The sequence below is a fragment of the Mycobacterium sp. RTGN6 genome, from assembly GCF_033804605.1.
Lineage (GTDB): Bacteria > Actinomycetota > Actinomycetes > Mycobacteriales > Mycobacteriaceae > Mycobacterium.
This window is the reverse complement of the sequence record NZ_JAPZKZ010000016.1, coordinates 79738-97335: the sequence shown is the minus strand read 5'-3', so window position 1 is coordinate 97335 and position 17598 is coordinate 79738. Positions and strand designations below refer to the sequence as shown.

Here is a 17598-nt window from a genome sequence, read left to right as displayed (position 1 = left end):
GTGACATCGACCACAGCCCGTTGAGCTTCAGGAGTGTCCAGATGGCGACCATCAGTACCCCCGAGTATCTGCTCGACCAGGCGAAGCGGCGGTTCACCCCCTCGATCAACAACTTCCCGGGCATGGGGGCGCTCGAACGCAAGCTGCTCCGCACGGAGTTCAAGGAGTCCGCCCTGGCCGCTCCGCCCGCGGGCAGCGACCTCAAGCCCGTGATGGGTGACGCAGGGCTACCGATCGTCGGGCACATGGTCGAGATGTTCCGCGGCGGGCCCGACTACCTGATGCACCTCTACAACACGAAGGGTCCGGTGTACTACGCCGACTCGCCGGTGCTCGCGGCGGTCACGGCACTCGGGCCGGACGCCGCCCAGGCGATCTACTCCAACCGCAACAAGGACTTCTCGCAGGAGGGCTGGGTTCCGGTCATCGGGCCGTTCTTCCACCGCGGGCTGATGCTGCTCGACTTCGACGAGCACATGTACCACCGGCGGATCATGCAGGAGGCCTTCGTCCGCACCCGACTGGTGGGTTACACCGAGCAGGTCGACCAGGTGGTGTCGAAGGTGATCGCCAACGACTGGGTGGCCAACGACCCCAGGTTCCTGCTCTATCCGGCGATGAAGCAGATGACGCTCGACATCGCCTCGATGGTCTTCATGGGCCACGAGCCCGGCACCGACAACGAACTGGTGACCAAGGTCAACAACGCGTTCACCACGACGGTTCGCGCGGGCAACGCGATCATCCGCACCAGCGTGCCGCCGTTCACGTGGTGGCGGGGTTTGCAGGCGCGCAAGCTGCTGGAGAACTACTTCCAGGCGCGCGTCGCCGAACGGCGCGGCAAGGAGGGCAACGACCTGCTGACGGTGCTGTGCCAAACCGAGGACGAGGACGGCAATAAGTTCTCCGACGCCGACATCGTCAACCACATGATCTTCCTGATGATGGCCGCGCACGACACCTCGACGTCGACGGCCACCACGATGGCGTACTACCTGGCCGAGAACCCCGAGTGGCAGGACCGCTGTCGCGACGAGTCCGACCGGCTCGGCGACGGGCCCGTCGACATCGAGTCGCTGGAGAAGCTCGAGTCGCTCGACCTCGTCATGAACGAGTCCATCCGACTGGTCACGCCCGTGCAGTGGGCGATGCGGCGCACGGTCCGTGACACCGAACTGCTCGGTTACTACCTACCCAAGGGCACCAACGTCATCGCCTATCCCGGCCTGAACCACCGACTGCCCGAGTTCTGGACCGACCCGATGAAGTTCGACCCCGACCGGTTCGCCGAGCCACGCAGTGAACACAAGAAGCATCGGTACGCGTTCACCCCGTTCGGCGGCGGATCGCACAAGTGCATCGGCATGCTGTTCGGCCAACTCGAGGTCAAGACGATCATGCACCGGCTGCTGCGCAAGTACCGGCTGGAGCCGGCGCGGCCGGGCTACAAGGAGCAGTGGGACTACGCAGGCATGCCGGTGCCCATGGACGGGCTGCCGATCGTGCTGCGCCCGCTGCGCTAAACGGCCACGGGTCAGGCCGCGAGCAGCCGGTTCGCGCAGGCGATCATCGCGCGCAGTGCGCTTTGGGTCGCATCGCCCGACATCCCCATCGCCCATTCGTCGGCGGAGCCGTTGGTCCCGTGCACGAACGTCGCGATGCCGTCGTCGGCGGCCAGCTGGTGGAACTTCAGCAGTTCCACGGCGACGCCGCGGTCGTACAGCATGGAGGTCAGAGCTGCGATGGGCCCGCTGGCGGCGGCGGTGGCGGTGCTGATGCGGTCCGCGACGGCGATGGTGGCGCGGTAATTACGGGCCTGCGGGCCGAGCCGGGTCGACGGCCGATACCCGTCGGTGCACTCCCACTGACCGAGCCGCACCGGGCCGGACGTCGATGCGTAGGTGGCGTGGAACTCGTCGAACGACATGGAATCGGCCTCCTCGCGAAGGCCCACGGGCAGCGGAACGGGAAGGTGCGCCGCGGCCCGTTGGGCCGTGTTGGTGCCGGACGGTGCCGAAGTGGTGGGGAACATGTGCCGGTCTTCTCTTGCCAGAGGAAATGACCGACGGTGTAGCAACGACCCACAGCGAGGGGTCGGTCTGGATCAGACCCCGCTGCGGGTTGCTACTACGAGTCGCTTCGGCACGGACGCGACAGTAGCCGCATTTCCGCACCCGACGCAACCGAATACATCGGCGGCGGGTACGAGTCTGCGAAGCCGCAAAGTACAGTGGATTGAGTATTCGTTCAATCCATCAATTGTTAGGTCGTTCCACGTGCCCAACCGCTTCCTCGACGGGTCCGAGCGACCGCTCTACGAAATCAAGGCGAATCTGTTCAAGGCGCTGGCCCACCCGGCGCGTATCCGAACGCTGGAGATCCTCTCCACCAGTGCCGGCCCGACGCCGGTGAGCGAGATTCTGGCGGCGACCGAAATCGAGCCGACTCTGCTGTCACAGCATCTGGCAGTGCTCAAGCGCCACCACGTGGTCCGCAGCAGGCGGGAGGGGAACGCCGTCTACTACGAGCTGGCCCACCCGAAGATCTCGGAGCTGCTTGCCATCGCCCGGACCTTCCTCGTCGATACCCTGACTGCGCGTCGAGACCAACTCGATGCGGTGGACGCATTGCCGCCCTTGGGAATTCGGGAATGATCGGTGCGCGCACCGCTGCGGTAGCCCGGCTGCTCCCCCACCGTTCCGACTACGCAGGCCTGCCACGATCCTGGCGCCGCGACGTGCTCGCCGGGGTGACCGTCGGGGTCGTTGCGCTACCGCTGGCCCTGGCCTTCGGCATTAGTTCAGGGGTTGGGGCGGCGGCCGGGCTCATCACTGCGGTGGTCGCCGGCCTGGTGGCGGCGGTGTTCGGCGGCTCACACGTCCAGGTTTCGGGGCCGACGGGCGCCATGGCCGTGGTGCTGGCGCCCATCGTCACGCACTACGGGCTTGGCAGCATCGCGCTCGTGTCGGTGCTGGCCGGACTGATCGTGGTGGCCGCCGGTGTCACCGGGCTCGGACGCGCGGTGACGTTCATTCCGTGGCCGGTGATCGAAGGCTTCACCCTCGGCATCGCCACCATCATCTTCCTTCAGCAGGTACCTGCGGCATTGGGCAGCGCCGTCCCCGAGGGCCAGCGCCCACTGTTCGCGGCGTGGACCGTCGTGCGCGGGGCCGACTGGACGGTCGCCGCGACGACGCTGATGGTGGCCTTGTTGGTCGCCGCGCTGATGATCGGACTGCCCCGGCTGCACCGCGCCATCCCCGAGTCATTGACCGGCGTGTTGGCCGCGACGGTGTTGGTGGTCGTCGCGAAGCTGCCCGTCGCCCGCATCGGGGAACTGCCCTCGCACCTGCCCACGCCCGTGCTGCCGCACGCCGATCTAGATGCGTTGCGCGCGTTACTCGGTGCCGCCGTTGCGATCGCGGCGCTGGCCGCCATCGAGTCGCTGCTGTCGGCGCGGGTGGCCGCCACCATGTCGCCCACCGGCCCGTACGACCCCAACCGCGAACTGGTGGGCCAGGGCCTGGCGTCGGTGGCCTCCGGGGTGTTCGGCGGCATGCCGGCCACGGGAGCCATCGCCCGCACTGCGGTGAACGTGCGCTCAGGGGCGCGCACCCGGGTTTCGGCCATCGTGCACTCCCTGGTGCTGCTATGCGTCGTGTACTTCGCCACCGGTCCGGTGTCGGCCATTCCGCTGTGCGCGCTGTCCGCGGTGCTGATGGTGACGTGCTTCCGGATGATCTCGGCGAAGACGGTGGGCAGTGTTCTGCGTTCCACCCGCTCCGACGCCCTGACCTTCGCGTTGACCGCGGTCGTCACGGTGTGCTTCGACCTGATCGAGGCCGTGGAGATCGGCCTGGTGGTCGCGGCGGTGTTCGCGTTGCGCTCGGTGGCGCGCCGGAGCAGCGTGACACGCGAGGAGCTGCCCGGGCCACCCCGCCCCGGCGACGAGCGGATCGCGTTGCTGCGGCTGGACGGCGCCATGTTCTTCGGTGTCGCCGAGCGCATTTCGAACACCATCACCGATGCCGATCGTCCGGACGTCTCGGTCGTGATCATCCGGATGTCGAAGCTGGGGATGCTGGACGCGACCGGTGCGCACACCCTGGGACGCATCGCCGAAGAGTTGGAGTCGCGGGGCGTCACCGTCATCATCAAGGGTGTCCAATCCGAGCACATGGACCTGCTGACCAACGTCGGCGTCATCGAGTCGCTGCGTCACGAGAACCACCTCATCGACTCATTGGACGACGCGATCGTCCACGCGCGCCTTCACTGCGGCAGCGCGGCGGTGGGTTAGCGCGCCGTCTTCCCCAACAGCAGATAGAGGAACGGTCGATGGCTCGCCCGCCCGTCCCGCCGGAATGGCATGCTCTCGGCCGCCGCGCCGTACCACTGCTCGCGGGTGATCCCCGAGAGGTCGAGGGTGCGGCCGCAGGCCGCCGCCACGCCGTGCAACAACAGCGCACCGGCCCGACCGTTGCCCTCACGAAACGGGTGGAGCTGGTTGTAATCCGCGTAGAGCCGGGCCAGCGCGTACGCTAGCCGCGAATCATCCTGGGCGGCACCGAGTTCCACGACGGCGCTGACCTCACGGTGCAACGCGGACAGCCCCGTGGGCAGCGCCGATTGCCAGGCGAACCAGTGGTCGCCGCGGCGCAGCTCGGCGATCCGAAGCTCGCCCGCCCACGAATAGACGTCGGCGAACAGGTGCCGGTGCAGCACCCGCACGTCCAGACTCTCGGAGGCCGCATCATCGAGTGCGCGCAACCAACACACCATCCGCCCCGCGGTGGCGACGTACTCCAGCTCCGCCAGCATCGCTCCCGACTGCGCGCCGAACTCGTTGCGCAGCACGTTGGTTCCGGGAATCAGGTACGGAAGCCTGCGCAGCCGCCAGCGCCGAGCGTCCGGCGCGGGAGGTGGATGACGGGCGCGAAACGACGCCAGATAATCGGGAAAGGTGACGTCGCCGCGGGCCAGGGCCTTTAGCGCGACGACGTGCTCGTCCGTTGGCGCCCAACCCTCCAGCCGCTCGGCGGCGATGGTCTGGGCGACGGCATGCCGACCCGGATCGAACGTCACGGCCGGGCTCAGTGGAAGGCCGACGTCGACGCCAGGTACGTCAACTTGCGGCTGATGCCCGCCACTTCCCGCGCGACGCTGCGCAGCATCGCCCGCTCCTGCGGTGCCAGCTCCGACAACGACACCAGGTCGGACACCCGCCGTCCGTCGAGGAAGGCGCCCGCGCGGATCCGCCAGCGAAACCGCACCAGCCACTGGTGGCATTCGAGCAGGCTCGAGACGTCGTCGGCGTCAAGCGCTTTCGCCGCGGCGGCCGCCTCCAGTCGCTGCGTCGTCGACAGCGCGTCGGAGTCCGCGACGAGACCCGCCCAGCGCGCGATCTTGACCACCGGGTCGATGGCGACCAGTTTGAGGTCGACGGTGTCGGCGTGGGTGGTGAACATTCGCAGCCGCGACGGGAAGGCGGCTCGCGTCGCGGTGGCGTCCTGCAGCATGGCCTGGCGCACCGGGTAGTTGCGTCCGACCGCCTTCAGGTTCTGCCCACGCAGCTCGTCGTCGGCCACGCCGAGCGTGCCCCACACCGCCGTCGAATCGGCCATCAGCCCGGTCATCACGACGCCGCGGTCGTCCCGCGGGTTGGCCGTCCACTGCTCTATGCCCTCGGCCCAGCTGAGCCGCCGTCGGCAGAACCGAGGACGGCTGGCCAGCACGCCGTTGGCGTCGCCGAGCACTCCACAGCGCTCCAGCAGCGCGTGCACCTCGGCCGCACGCGCGAGCAACGCGGTCTTGGTGGCGCCTTCGACGGTGTCGGCGAGCATCACCATCGTCTCGACGTCCGATCCCGGGGCCGCCTCGCCCCGCGCGCCACTTCCGGACACGAACCACGTCCACTGCGGCACATCCGCGCCGGACTCGATGCGCGCCGCCGCCCCGACGGCGTGTCGCAACACCTCCGACCAGGCCGCCGCGAGCGTCGACGCAGGCGTGTGGGCCCGCAACTCCGCGCCGACGGCGTCGAACGCCCGGTCCAGCCCGGCGCGCAGACGTGGCTCGTCGCTGGCAACATCGATGTCCCGGATGGTGGCGGCGATTCCACGACCGGATCGAAACACGCTGGACATGCCCATGATTGTCACCTGTCGAGTACCTGGTCACACAGTCGTGACCGCTTCGAAATGCGAGGAACGCAAACTACCGCTATTTTCTATCAATCGATAGTTATTAGCACCAGACCCAGGAGCAGCGCATGACCGCCATCGATCCCGCGATCTCGTCCGAAGAGGACGCATCGACGCTCGAAGAGCTTGGCTACACCCAGGAGTTGCATCGCGGCATCGGCGGCTACGCCGCGTTCGCGTCCGGCTTCTCGTTCGTCTCGATCCTCACCACCGTGTTCGCGTTCTTCCCCCTGGGCTTCGCCCTCGGCGGCCCCGCGTTCTTCTGGACGTGGCCGATCGTGTTCGTCTGTCAGTTCTGCGTGTGTCTGGTCTTCGCAGAGCTCTCGGGCAAGTTCCCAGTGGCAGGCGCCATCTATCAGTGGTCGCGCCGACTGGCGGGCAACGCCGTCGGCTGGTTCGCCGGCTGGTTCATGCTGATCGGCTACATCGTGTCCATCGCCGCGCTCGCGATCGCGATGCAGACGGTGCTGCCGCCGATCTGGAGCGGCTTCCAGATCATCGGCGGCGACATGGACCCGCTCTCGGTCACCGGCGCGGAGAACGGAATCATCCTGGGCTCCATCACCATCGTGCTGTGCACCATCATCAGCGCGGCGGGCGTGAAGTTCATGGGCCGCATCACCGTCACCGGGGTCACCCTGGAGATCATCGGCGTGGCCCTCATCATCGGGGCGATGTTCCTCAACGCCGAGCGCAACCCGGTCGAGGCGGTAGCCAACTCAGGCGACCACGGCACCGGGATCGGCTACCTACCGGCGTTCCTTGCGTCGATGCTGATGGCCGCCTACGTGATGTACGGATTCGACAGCGCCGCAGAACTTTCCGAGGAGACCCGGGACCCGCGCAAGACCGCGCCGAAGGCCATCGTCAACGCGCTGCTGGTGTCGTTCTTCGGGGGCGGACTGATGATCATCGCCGCCCTGATGTCGGCCCCGAGCCTCGGCGACGACCTCGCCACCGGCGGGATGGCCTGGATCATCGAGAGCCAGCTCGACACCTGGCTCGGCAAGACGCTACTGGCACTGGTGGCCGTCGCGATGTTCTCGGCCACGCTGGCGATCCAGGCCTCGGCCTCGCGGGTGATGTTCTCGATGGCCAGGGACAACCGGCTGCCGTTCGGCAAGTTCCTGTCCCAGGTCAACAAGCGCACCGGCACCCCTGTCATCACCGGTGTCGCCGTCAGCACGCTCGCCATTGGAGTGCTGCTGGTCAACATCGGTCAGTCCAGCGTGTTCGCCGCGATCGCGTCCGTGTCGGTCGTCATCGTGTACATCGCCTATCTGATGGTCACCGTGCCTGCCCTCATCCACCGGCTCCGCGGCACCAGCCTGTCCTACGGTCCTCCGGTGATGGACCTGGGCAAGTGGGGAATTCCGGTCAACCTCATCGCCGTGGTGATCGGCGGCCTACTGGTCGTCAACATCGGCTGGCCCCGCGCCGAGGTGTACGACGTGGCGGGCGCCGGATGGTTCATGCAATACTTCGCCGTCATCTTCGTAGCCCTGACGCTGCTGGTCGGCTACGTCGCCTACCGCGTGGTCAAGGACCGCGAAGGCGCCCCCGATCCCGTCGACGCCCTAGTCGGCAAGAAGGCCGAGAAGTAGGGCGCCGAACCAACGTCGCCATCGTCGTCGGTCGGCGAAAGCGGTGCGGGGTTTGGTTCCGTGACACCACGGGAACAATCACTGACCCCGCAGCGTTCTCGCGGCAGGACGAGGAAAGGACTCCGATGGCAACCGACTACGACGCCCCCCGACAGGCCCCCACCGACGATGTCGCCGACGAGTCGTTGGAGGCGCTCGCCGCACGCCGCGGCAAAGACGCCACGACTGCGGTCATCGACGTCGATGACGCAGACCCGTTCGAGTCGTTCGAACTGCCCGACGCCGATCTGTCCGGCGAGGAACTGATGGTGAAGGTGCTGCCCAAGATGGCCGACGAATTCACCTGCTCGAGCTGCTTCCTGGTCCACCACCGGCACCGGTTGGCGAAACAGACTGGCAGCGAAATGATCTGCTCGGATTGCATCTGAGAGCTGGGCCGTCTGAGATTTGGGCCATAGTCCCGCGCGGTGATTGGCGGTCGATCCGTCCGCTCGCCTAACGTCGTTCGCCAATGACCGCGTGGGAAGTGCTGCTGATGGTCGCGGCCGGGATCGGTGGCGGGCTGGCGGGCAGCATCGCGGGCCTGGCATCGGTATCCACCTATCCCGCGCTGCTGCTGGTCGGGCTCCCGCCGGTGAGCGCCAACATCGCCAACACCGTCGCGCTGGTGCTCAACGGTGTCGGTTCGGTCTGGGGCTCGCTGCCCGAACTGCGCGGGCAGCGCGGTGCGCTCTTGCGGCTGTTACCCGTCGCGGTGCTCGGCGGCGCGGCCGGTGCCGCCCTGCTGCTGTCGATCCCCGCGGACGGGTTCGAGCGCGTCGTGCCCATCCTGCTCGGCTTCTCGGCCATCGTCATCGCGCTGCCCCACCGAGGCGACGCCGATGCGCGCCGGAGCACGACGCACAAGGTGCTCCTTGGCGTCGCGATCTTCGCGATCTGCGTGTACGGCGGCTTCTTCGGCGCGGCCGCGGGCGTGCTCCTGCTCGCGACGTTCCTGCGTACCGGCAGCCAGTCGCTGGCCCACGCGAACGCCACCAAGAACGTCGTCCTCGGGGTCGCGAACGCCACGGCTGCAGTGGTCTTCGTCGTGCTCGCGCCAGTCGTCTGGGCCGCAGTGGTGCCGCTGGCGGTCGGCTGTCTGATCGGATCCCGGTTGGGCCCAATGGTCGTTCGACGTGCGCCGGCCACCCCCTTGCGGCTATTGATCGCCGTCGCAGGCCTGGCCCTGGCCGTCAAACTGGGTTTCGACGCCTACCGGTGACGCCTCACTCGAACGGGTTGTCGCCCTTGGCCACTCGCGTGCCGAGCTCGATGAGACTGGCGGCGGACTCATGCAACCGCTCCCCCGCCTCCCGGTTCGCCTGGCCGGCCAGATATCGCGACCAGGTGCCCTCGATGACGATGCCGAGCTTGAAGCAGGCCAGCGCCACGTACCACTCCAACGCCGCGTCGGGCCGCCCACCGGCCGCGCGGTACGCCTCGAGCAGTTCGGCGCGGGTGGCCAACCCGCCGAGCGCGGCGAGTTCGGAACCCGCGTTGATGGTGTCGGGTTCCGTTGGCCAGCACACCATCATCCAGCCGAGGTCCAGCAGCGGGTCGCCCACCGTGCACATCTCCCAGTCGATGAAGGCGGCCAACTCGGCACGCTCGTTGCGCAACAACACGTTGTTGAGGTGCGCGTCGCCGTGCATGATGCCGGGCTCACCGTCGGGTGGCCGGTTGGTCTCCAGCCAGTTGGCCAAGTCAGTCACCGCGGGCAACGACTCGGGTCGGTACAGCTCGTGTCGGTAGCTCTCGAGTAGCCCGAGGAACTGCGGAACCTGGCGCGCCAGAAAGGATCCCGGCTTGCGTAGTTCCGCAAGCGGGCTGCCCTCCCACGCGACGTTGCCCAACTGTGCCACGCTCGCCGCGTAGGACAGCCCGACGTCGTGCCGCTTGGCGGGGTCGGCGACGTACGACGGCGCAACCTCGGTGCCCGGGTTGAATCCGTCGACCTCCTCCATCAGGTAGAAGACGACACCCAGCACGCTCAGGTCGGCGCAGCCCGCGATGAACTCGGGGTGCGGCACGTCGGTGCCCGCCAGCGTGCGCAGCACCGCGATTTCCCGCAACATCGTCTTGTCACTGGTAGGCCTGGGATGCACAGGCGGGCGGCGTAGCACCATCGCGCGACCGTCGATGCGCAGGTGGACGACGATGTTCTGCGTTCCACCGGTGAGCGGCGCGACGTCGGTAACCTCCGAGCCGAGCCCCTGGTCGCGGACCCAGCCCTGGAGCGTGGCCTGGTCGTCGTCGCTCAACGTCGGCGGCACCATCACGTCATCGGCCATGGCTGCCATCGTCGCGGTCAACCGTTCAGGCGTCCCGAGATCGGCGAAAGTCGTTGCCGTGCACCGTCACTCTGCCAACGGTGCACCACCGCGCTGGGTTGAGTTCTACCGCTTGCGCGCGGTCAGCAGCAGGTACTCCCATTCCATGGTCGACGCACTGCTCAGGACACTGTCACCGACCGCAGCGATGTCCGCGTCGAGGGCGGCCACGCGGTCCGGATCACCCTCGATGTTGCGATACACCGCGATCGTCGGTCCGTAGAGCGCTTTGAAGTAGTCGCGGAACTCAGCTCCGTCGGCGAACTGGGTGACCGTCAGCGTCCGTCGCTCGGTGACGACATCGGTGACGCGGTCGCCGAGCAGCGCGCGGACGTGTTCCTCTTGCCCCCACAGCGGAGGCGGCTGCGCGCCGGGCGGGGGTGGCGGAGCGTACGGCTTCATCGCGGCCCACAGCTGCCCGATGTGACCCTCGGGCGTCCAGCTGATCACGCCGATCCTGCCGCCCGTTTTGCACACCCGAACCAACTCGTCGGCGGCGAGTTGATGGAACGGCGCGAACATCACGCCGATACACGACATGACAACGTCGAATTCGCTGTCCCCGAAGGGCAATTCGTGGGCGTTGGCCTCGCGCCATTCGAGGTCGATGCCGCGCTCGGCGGCAAGCGCGCGACCCTGCTCCAACAGTTCCGGGCACAGGTCGCTTGCGACGACGCTCGCTCCGGTCTCCGCGGCGGGAATCGCCACGTTTCCGGTGCCTGCGGCCACGTCCAGCACTCGATCGCCCCGGGCTATCCCGGTGGCTTGCACCAGCACGGGGCCGAGCGACGTCAACAGGTCGGTGGCGAGTTTCTCGTAGTCGCCGGATGCCCACATCGCTCGGTGTTTGGCCGCCACCTGGCTCAGGTCGACGGCTGCGGTCGGATTGCTCATGATCGTTGTCCTTCCTTGATCGGTTGCAAACATCGTCCCGTCGCCAATCGCACCGATCTAGTTACAGATCTGTACTGGCACTGGTTCCATATCTGTACTGCCCACTGAACGCTCGGAGGTGCGCAAATGTCTGGATACGGCCAATTCTGTCCGGTGGCCAAGTCAATGGAGCTACTCGACGAACGGTGGACGTTGCTGGTCGTGCGCGAACTGCTGGCAGGCAGCACGCACTTCAACGACCTGCGCCGCGGGGTGCCGAAGATGTCGCCAGCGCTGCTGTCCAAGCGGCTGAAGTCGTTGACCCGGGCCGGGGTCGTGGAGCGCGCCGAGGTCGACGGCCGCACCACGTACTCGCTGACCGAATGCGGAAAGGAACTCGCGGACGTCGTCGAATCACTGGGCGCTTGGGGAGTCCGCTGGATCGGTGAGCTCGGCGAGGAGGACCTCGACCCGCACCTGCTGATGTGGGATATGCGCCGCACCATCCCGATCGACGCGTGGCCACGGTCGCGCACCACGGTGGCATTTCGGCTTGACGGGGTGGCGCCGAAGGCGTCGCGCTGGTGGCTGGTAGTCGCCGGTGGCGAGGCCGACGTCTGCGACTTCGACCCGGGTTACGAGGTGGCGGGCACCGTGGAGACCAGCCTGCGCACCCTCACCCGGATCTGGCGGGGCGACGTGGGGTGGTCGCAAGCGCTGCTCGACGGCAGCGTGGCGGTGTCCGGCCCGGCCGACGTGCGCCGCGCGATCCCGTCCTGGATTGGCCAATCGACGCTATCGGCCGTACCGCGGCCTGCGTGAAGGTCGTGCTCGGCTGAGCCGAACTACGCCTCGTATTCGAGGCAGGGCTGCGCGCCGTTGATCACGCCTTCCCGGAACGCTCGGGTGCGGTCGAAGCCGGCGCCCTGGCGTTCCACGTCGCCGCCTCCGCGGAATATCAGCAGCGCCTTGATGCCCTCATCGAGGTCACCGGGCGACATGGACCAGCTGCTGGTCTCGCTGCGATTCTGGAGGATCACACTCGCGCTGTACGCGCCGGCTAGGCAGTCGCCGCGCAGCGTGGAGGTCTGCTCGTCGGAGTCGTCGCCGAGCCGCGTCAGTGCCGCAAGGCCCCACTGCGTGGCCAGGAGTGTCGTGACGGCGTAGTCGCCGCCCCTGGCGTGCACCGTCGGCATCGTGTCGACGTTGTCCCACGCGACGTAGTCGTCGTCGATGCAGTAGAACAGCACGAAGCCCTTCGCGGGCGACCCACCGCAGTTCGGCGGGCTCGACGGATCGAAGGGCTCGATGCTCTTCAGCGGCGGCCACGCCTGCCCATCGGCCAGCTCCGGGTACACCTGGGTCCAGTAGTCCTCGATGTCGTAGGGAACGCCGTTGACGATGGAGTCATAAGGCGCATCGCCCTCGTTGGCCGCGTCCTGCGCGTCGTTGAAGGGCAGTTCGAGCACAAGCGGCTCGCCGTCCTTGTACTCCTTGCACTTCTCGACGGTGTTGTCGTAGCCGTCCTGGAACGCACTGACCCTGTCGAATCCGCTGCCGTGCGCCGACGGATCCGTCACGTTGGTGCCGGGAGTGTCACGCAGGTCGAGGATGCCGGCCAGGGCGCTGTCGAGGTCGCCGCTGTCTACGTCGAACACGCCGTCGTCCTGGGCGTGGCGGGACCAAGCGCCTGCGAAGCAGTCCGCCTGAAGCTCAGAGCTGACGGTGAGCTCGTTCTGGTCGAAGAAGCCGGACCGCTGTTGCATCGCGTGGCCCCATTCGTGCGCGAGCACCACCGGGATGACGAAGTCGCCGTACTTCTTCTGCAGCGTGGGCAGCAGCTCCTCGGCATCCCAGGCCACCGAGTCGTCGAGCTTGCAGTAGAACGCGTTGCCCTCGACGTCGGCGTAGCTCGACGCGCACTCCGGCCCGGACTCCGAATCCGGGGTCAGCGCGTACAGGCCGCCCTCGACGGGCTTGTAGTCCTCGTCGTAGAGCTTGGGGAACTGCTCGGTCCAGAACGCCTGGAGGTCGGCGATGGCCTCGATGGCGAGCTTGTTCACGGGAGCGTCGCGGTCACCCTCGATGTCGATGTTGCTGGTATCGGGCTTTTTGGCCTGCGACTGTTGCGGTATCTCCGGCTTGGGTCCACCGCAGCCAGCAAGAAGAAGGACCGTGGCGACCAACGCCAATGAGCTCTTTCGCACGAACAGACATTAGCGGGCGTTCCGCGTTTCCGGGTAGCGAGCTCAGTCGAGCACCCTGCGGGCCACGTTGGTGGTGACCAGATCGAGCAGTTCGTCGGCGCGCCCGGCCAGGATCGTGCGGATCGCGTACAGCGAGAAGCCCTTCGCCTGTTCGGCGGTGATGGCGGGCGGAATGGACAACTCCTGGCGCGCGGTGACCACGTCAACCACCGCGGGACCGTCGTGAGCGAACGCGTCGGTGAGCGCCTGGGCCAGGTCGCCCGGACGTTCGACCCTCCGCCCGAACAGCCCCATGGCCTGCGCCACGGCGGCGAAGTCTGGGTTGACCAGCTCGGTGCCGAAGTTGACGATGCCCGCCGCCTTCATCTCGAGCTCGACGAAGTTCAGCGACGAGTTGTTGAACACGATCACCTTGACCGGTAACCGGTTCTGGCTCAACGTAATCAGTTCGCCGAACGACATGGTCAGGCCGCCGTCGCCGCACAGTGCCACCACCTGCCGGTGCGGGAACGCGGTCTGGGCGCCGATCGCGTGCGGCAGCGCGCAGGCCATGGTGCCGTGGTTGAACGACCCGACGAGCCTGCGCCTGCCGTTCATGGTCAGGTAGCGGGCCGCCCAAACCACTGGTGAGCCGACGTCGACGGTGAACACCGCGTCGTCGGTGGCCAGTTGATTGGCCAGTCCCGCAACGTATTCGGGTCGGATCGGACTGCGGTCCCGGTCGTTGACGGCCAGCGAGTCCAGGGTCTTGCGCGTCTTGCGGTAGTGCTGCAACGAACGGTCCAGGTGCGCCCGTGAAGTCTTCTGCACCAGCAGGGGTTCCAGCGCGGCCAGGGTATCGGCCACGGTGCCGACGAGGCCGAGCTCGATCGGGGTGCGCCTGCCCAGGTTTCGGCCGCGGACGTCGACCTGGATCACCCGCGCATGGTCGGGATAGAACTGGCCGTACGGAAAGTCGGTGCCGAGCATCAGCAGTGCGTCGGCTTCCTTGATGGCCTTGTATCCGGAGGCGAACCCGAGCAGCCCGGTCATCCCGACGTCGAACGGGTTGTCGTACTCGATGAACTCCTTGCCGCGCAGCGCGTGCACGACGGGCGCGTTGAGGGTGCCCGCGAGCTGGACGAGCGCGTCGTGGGCGCCGGCCACTCCAGCGCCGCCGAGGATGGTCACGTTCTCGGCGGCGTTGAGGATGTCGGCGGCCCTGCGCAGCGACGCGTCGTCGGGGCGGATCACCGACTGGGTGGGCTCGACGGCGCGGGCCAGCCAGCCGGACTCGGGTGCTTGGGCAAGGAAGATCTCACCGGGGACGACGACGACGGCGACGCCGTTCTCCTCGATCGCCGCCCGCATCGCCATCTCGACTATGCGGGGCGCCATCTCGGGAGTGCTGACGAGTTCGCAGTAGACGCTGCACTCGCGGAACAACTCCTGGGGATGCGTCTCCTGGAAGTACTGCGAACCGATCTCGGTGCGCGGGATGTGCGCCGCGATCGCGAGCACCGGGACCCTGCTGCGCTGCGCGTCGAAGAGCCCGTTGATCAAGTGCAGGTTGCCCGGCCCGCAGCTGCCCGCGCAGACCGCAAGCGCGCCGTTCAGCGCTGCGTCGGCGGCTGCGGCGAACGCCGCGTTCTCCTCATGACGGACGTGCTCCCACGTCACGTCGTCCGAGCGTCGGATGGCGTCGGTGAACCCGTTGAGACTGTCGCCCGGCAGCCCGTACACGCGGCGCACGCCGCTGCGCGCCAAGGCCGCGATGAGGTGGGTCGCAACAGTGGCCATGGGCGCCTCCCGAGTCAGTGATTTCGGCGCGCTTTCGCCCGGTCACCGTCCGTTAGCGCGCCGAAATCACTCTATTACTTGGGGGCGAAGCGCTGGCCGGCGTCCAAGCGGAGGCACTGGCCGTTGAGCATCGGGTTGTCGACGATCGCGACGACCAGCTTGGCGTACTCCTCGGGCTTGCCGAGGCGCTTCGGGAAGGCGGCATCCTTGGTGAGCGCACTGGCGAACTCGTCGGGGATGCCCTTGGTGAGGCCGGTGGCGAACAGGCTCGGCGCGATGGCCAGAACGCGGATGCCCAGGCTGCCGAGATCCCTTGCCATCGTCAGGCACATGCCAGCGATGCCGGCCTTCGACGCGGTGTAGGCCACCTGCCCGATCTGGCCCTCGAATGCGGCGATCGACGCGGTGTTGATGATGACGCCGCGCTCTTCGGCCTCGTCGTCGACGGGCTCCTGCTTGCTCATCTGGAAGGCGGCCAGCCGGCTGATGTTGAAGCTACCGATCAGGTTGAGGTCGACGGTGGCACGGAACGAATCCAGGCTGTGGGGGCCGTCCTTCTTGATGGTGCGCTCACCGATGCCGCCGCCCGCAGTGGTCACGATGATGTGGAGCCCACCGAGTGCTTCGATGGCCTCGTTGAGCACCCGCTCGGTTCCGTCGAAGTCCGTCACGTCGACCTCGTGGAAGGCAGCGCCGACCTCGGCAGCAACGGCCTTGCCCTCGGACTGGGGCCGGTCCAGGATCGCCACGGTCGCTCCGCGTGCGATAAGCGTCTCCACCGTCGCCCGTCCAAAACCGGATGCGCCACCGACGACGATGGCCTTCTTCCCCGAGATCTCCATTTAGCTCCCTTTCCGCTGGAGGTACTTTGCAAAATGACGTCAGACTGTAAAGCAACCTAGCCGACGTCACTTTCCCGTAAGCCTTTCGGGTCGGGTTAATCGGTACGTTGGCGGCATGCCCGAACCGGCTGCCCGCCCCAGCGCTCTCGTAGGTGTCGCCGCCGCAGCGGTGGCACTCGGCGTAACCCAGTTGGCCGCAGTTCCGTTCGGCCCAGGCGCCGATTCCCTGACCGCCGTCGGGTCCACCGTCATCGACCTCACGCCCGGCCCCGTCAAGGAGGCGGCGATCCAGCTGTTCGGCACCGCCGACAAGCTGGCGCCAACGATCATCGTGCTCGCGGTGATCGCCATCATCGCCGCGCTCACCGGCCAACGCGAGCGCGGGCGAATACCGTTGGGCAGCATCGCGATCGGGCTTGCCGGCGTGGCCGGATGTGCGGCCGTACTGACCAGGGCGGGCACGGCCTGGGTGGACGTCGTGCCGACACTGGTCGGCACCGTGTGCGGAATCGCGGTGCTGCGGCTGCTGGTGTCGGGCCGGTTCACCGATGCCACCCCCGACACCGCCGATGCTGAGCCGGATCGCGGACGGCGGTTGTCGCTGATCACTGTCGGATTGCTCGCCGCGGGCGTCGTGACCGGAGTCGCGGGCACGGTATTGAACCGACTGCGCTCGTCGGTGGCCGGTGACCGCGACGCCTTCGCGCTACCCTCTGCCGCCACGACCGCCGCGCCGGTACCTGCCGCCGCGCAACCGAACGGGGTGGCGCTGCCGCCGTTCATCACTCCCAACGACGACTTCTACCGCATCGACACCGCGCTGTCCGTGCCGCAGGTCAGCCGGGACGAATGGCGGCTGCGCATCCACGGCATGGTCGATCGCGAGCTCGAATTCGGGTTCGGCGAGCTCGATCGGTTCGAGGTGATCGAGAAGGTCGTGACGCTGACCTGCGTGTCCAACCCCGTCGGCGGTGAGCTCATCTCCAACGCCAAGTGGACCGGCTACCGGGTGCGGGATCTGTTGGCGCAGGCGGGGGTTCGTCCCGAGGCCGACATGGTGTTGTCGAAGTCGATCGACGGCTTCACCGCCGGAACACCCGTCGAGGCGCTCACCGACGACCGCGAGTCGCTGCTGGCGATCGGCATGAACGACGTGCCGCTGCCGACCGAGCACGGGTATCCCGCACGGCTGGTGGTGCCGGGGTTGTACGGATACGTCTCGGCGACGAAGTGGGTGGTCGACCTCGAGGTGACGCGGTTCGATCGGGCCCAGGCGTACTGGACCCGGCTGGGGTGGTCGGCCCGCGGGCCCATCAAGACCGAGTCGCGGATCGACGTCCCGCGCAGCGGACAGGACGTTAGCCGCGGCCCCGTCACCTTCGGGGGAGTGGCCTGGGCGCAGAACCGCGGCGTTCGCGACGTCGAGGTCAGCGTCGACGACGGGGACTGGCGCCCCGCAGACTTGGGCGAGGAATACTCGAACGAAACCTGGCGACTGTGGAGCTTTCAGTGGCAGGCCGACGATCCCGGCCCTCACAAGATCCGCGTCAGGGCCACTGACGGCACGGGTGCGGTGCAGACCTCCGATCAAGCCGGCGTCGTCCCCGACGGCGCCACCGGCTGGCATACCGTGTCATTCGCGGTGAAGTAACTGTCGTGAGCCACCCCCCTTTCTCCGCGAGCGCGCGTGTCTGCGGGGCGACACGCCGTAAATGGCGTGC

16 protein-coding genes are annotated in these 17598 nt (G+C 67.6%); 8 read left to right on the top strand and 8 right to left on the bottom strand.

The features are described from left to right. The first annotated feature begins 41 nt into the window (after positions 1 to 41). Complete coding sequence (locus SLQ33_RS31225; protein WP_319457809.1) at positions 42 to 1523, top strand: cytochrome P450; 1482 nt, start codon at positions 42 to 44, stop codon at positions 1521 to 1523. 11 nt (positions 1524 to 1534) lie between these two features. Here SLQ33_RS31225 and SLQ33_RS31220 read toward each other — a convergent pair whose 3' ends face one another. Continuing rightward, a complete protein-coding gene (locus SLQ33_RS31220; protein ID WP_319457808.1) occupies positions 1535 to 2032 on the bottom strand; it encodes a homocitrate synthase in 498 nt (165 codons plus the stop codon). A 244-nt stretch (positions 2033 to 2276) separates the two neighbouring features. On the opposite strand from SLQ33_RS31220, the gene SLQ33_RS31215 reads away from it, so the two are divergent. Together SLQ33_RS31215 and SLQ33_RS31210 are read left to right on the top strand one after the other, a co-directional pair. Continuing rightward, entirely contained in the window at positions 2277 to 2654 is a 378-nt protein-coding gene (locus SLQ33_RS31215; protein WP_319457807.1) for a metalloregulator ArsR/SmtB family transcription factor, read from the top strand. Then, entirely contained in the window at positions 2651 to 4300 is a 1650-nt protein-coding gene (locus tag SLQ33_RS31210) for a SulP family inorganic anion transporter (RefSeq protein ID WP_319457806.1), read from the top strand. The genes SLQ33_RS31215 and SLQ33_RS31210 overlap by 4 nt, the downstream gene beginning before the upstream one ends. Here SLQ33_RS31210 and SLQ33_RS31205 read toward each other — a convergent pair. After that, a complete protein-coding gene (locus SLQ33_RS31205; protein ID WP_319457805.1) occupies positions 4297 to 5085 on the bottom strand; it encodes a Fic family protein in 789 nt (262 codons plus the stop codon). The two genes, SLQ33_RS31210 and SLQ33_RS31205, sit on opposite strands and share 4 nt — an antisense overlap. 8 nt (positions 5086 to 5093) lie before the next feature. Continuing rightward, positions 5094 to 6146 carry a putative nucleotidyltransferase substrate binding domain-containing protein gene (locus SLQ33_RS31200; protein WP_319457804.1) on the bottom strand — a complete coding sequence of 351 codons (1053 nt, stop codon included), beginning with the start codon at positions 6144 to 6146 and terminating at the stop codon, positions 5094 to 5096. Positions 6147 to 6271: 125 nt separating this feature from the next. On the opposite strand from SLQ33_RS31200, the gene SLQ33_RS31195 reads away from it, so the two are divergent. From SLQ33_RS31195 to SLQ33_RS31185, 3 genes are all read left to right on the top strand, one after another. Then, positions 6272 to 7807: an amino acid permease gene (locus SLQ33_RS31195; protein WP_319457803.1), complete on the top strand. Its 1536-nt coding sequence runs from the start codon at positions 6272 to 6274 to the stop codon at positions 7805 to 7807. A gap of 125 nt (positions 7808 to 7932) precedes the next feature. Next, positions 7933 to 8235, top strand: a complete 303-nt coding sequence (locus tag SLQ33_RS31190) for a DUF4193 domain-containing protein (RefSeq protein ID WP_319457802.1) — start codon at positions 7933 to 7935, stop codon at positions 8233 to 8235. An 83-nt stretch (positions 8236 to 8318) separates the two neighbouring features. Next, complete coding sequence (locus SLQ33_RS31185) at positions 8319 to 9068, top strand: sulfite exporter TauE/SafE family protein (protein ID WP_319457801.1); 750 nt, start codon at positions 8319 to 8321, stop codon at positions 9066 to 9068. A gap of 4 nt (positions 9069 to 9072) precedes the next feature. On the opposite strand, the gene SLQ33_RS31180 is transcribed toward SLQ33_RS31185, so the two are convergent. Next, complete coding sequence (locus SLQ33_RS31180; protein WP_319457800.1) at positions 9073 to 10137, bottom strand: phosphotransferase family protein; 1065 nt, start codon at positions 10135 to 10137, stop codon at positions 9073 to 9075. A 105-nt stretch (positions 10138 to 10242) separates the two neighbouring features. Then, complete coding sequence (locus tag SLQ33_RS31175) at positions 10243 to 11070, bottom strand: class I SAM-dependent methyltransferase (protein ID WP_319457799.1); 828 nt, start codon at positions 11068 to 11070, stop codon at positions 10243 to 10245. Between the two features lie 126 nt (positions 11071 to 11196). Between SLQ33_RS31175 and SLQ33_RS31170 the strand changes: the two genes are divergently transcribed. Then, complete coding sequence (locus SLQ33_RS31170) at positions 11197 to 11871, top strand: helix-turn-helix domain-containing protein (protein ID WP_319457798.1); 675 nt, start codon at positions 11197 to 11199, stop codon at positions 11869 to 11871. A gap of 23 nt (positions 11872 to 11894) precedes the next feature. On the opposite strand, the gene SLQ33_RS31165 is transcribed toward SLQ33_RS31170, so the two are convergent. From SLQ33_RS31165 to SLQ33_RS31155, 3 genes are all read right to left on the bottom strand, one after another. Beyond that, complete coding sequence (locus SLQ33_RS31165) at positions 11895 to 13256, bottom strand: neutral zinc metallopeptidase (protein ID WP_319457797.1); 1362 nt, start codon at positions 13254 to 13256, stop codon at positions 11895 to 11897. Between the two features lie 42 nt (positions 13257 to 13298). Then, entirely contained in the window at positions 13299 to 15035 is a 1737-nt protein-coding gene (gene poxB, locus SLQ33_RS31160; protein ID WP_319457796.1) for a ubiquinone-dependent pyruvate dehydrogenase, read from the bottom strand. A gap of 74 nt (positions 15036 to 15109) precedes the next feature. Further along, entirely contained in the window at positions 15110 to 15877 is a 768-nt protein-coding gene (locus SLQ33_RS31155) for an SDR family NAD(P)-dependent oxidoreductase (protein ID WP_319457795.1), read from the bottom strand. Positions 15878 to 15992: 115 nt separating this feature from the next. Between SLQ33_RS31155 and SLQ33_RS31150 the strand changes: the two genes are divergently transcribed. Further along, on the top strand, positions 15993 to 17528 hold the full coding sequence (locus SLQ33_RS31150) for a molybdopterin-dependent oxidoreductase (protein WP_319457794.1): 1536 nt from the start codon (positions 15993 to 15995) through the stop codon (positions 17526 to 17528). Positions 17529 to 17598: the final 70 nt, after the last annotated feature.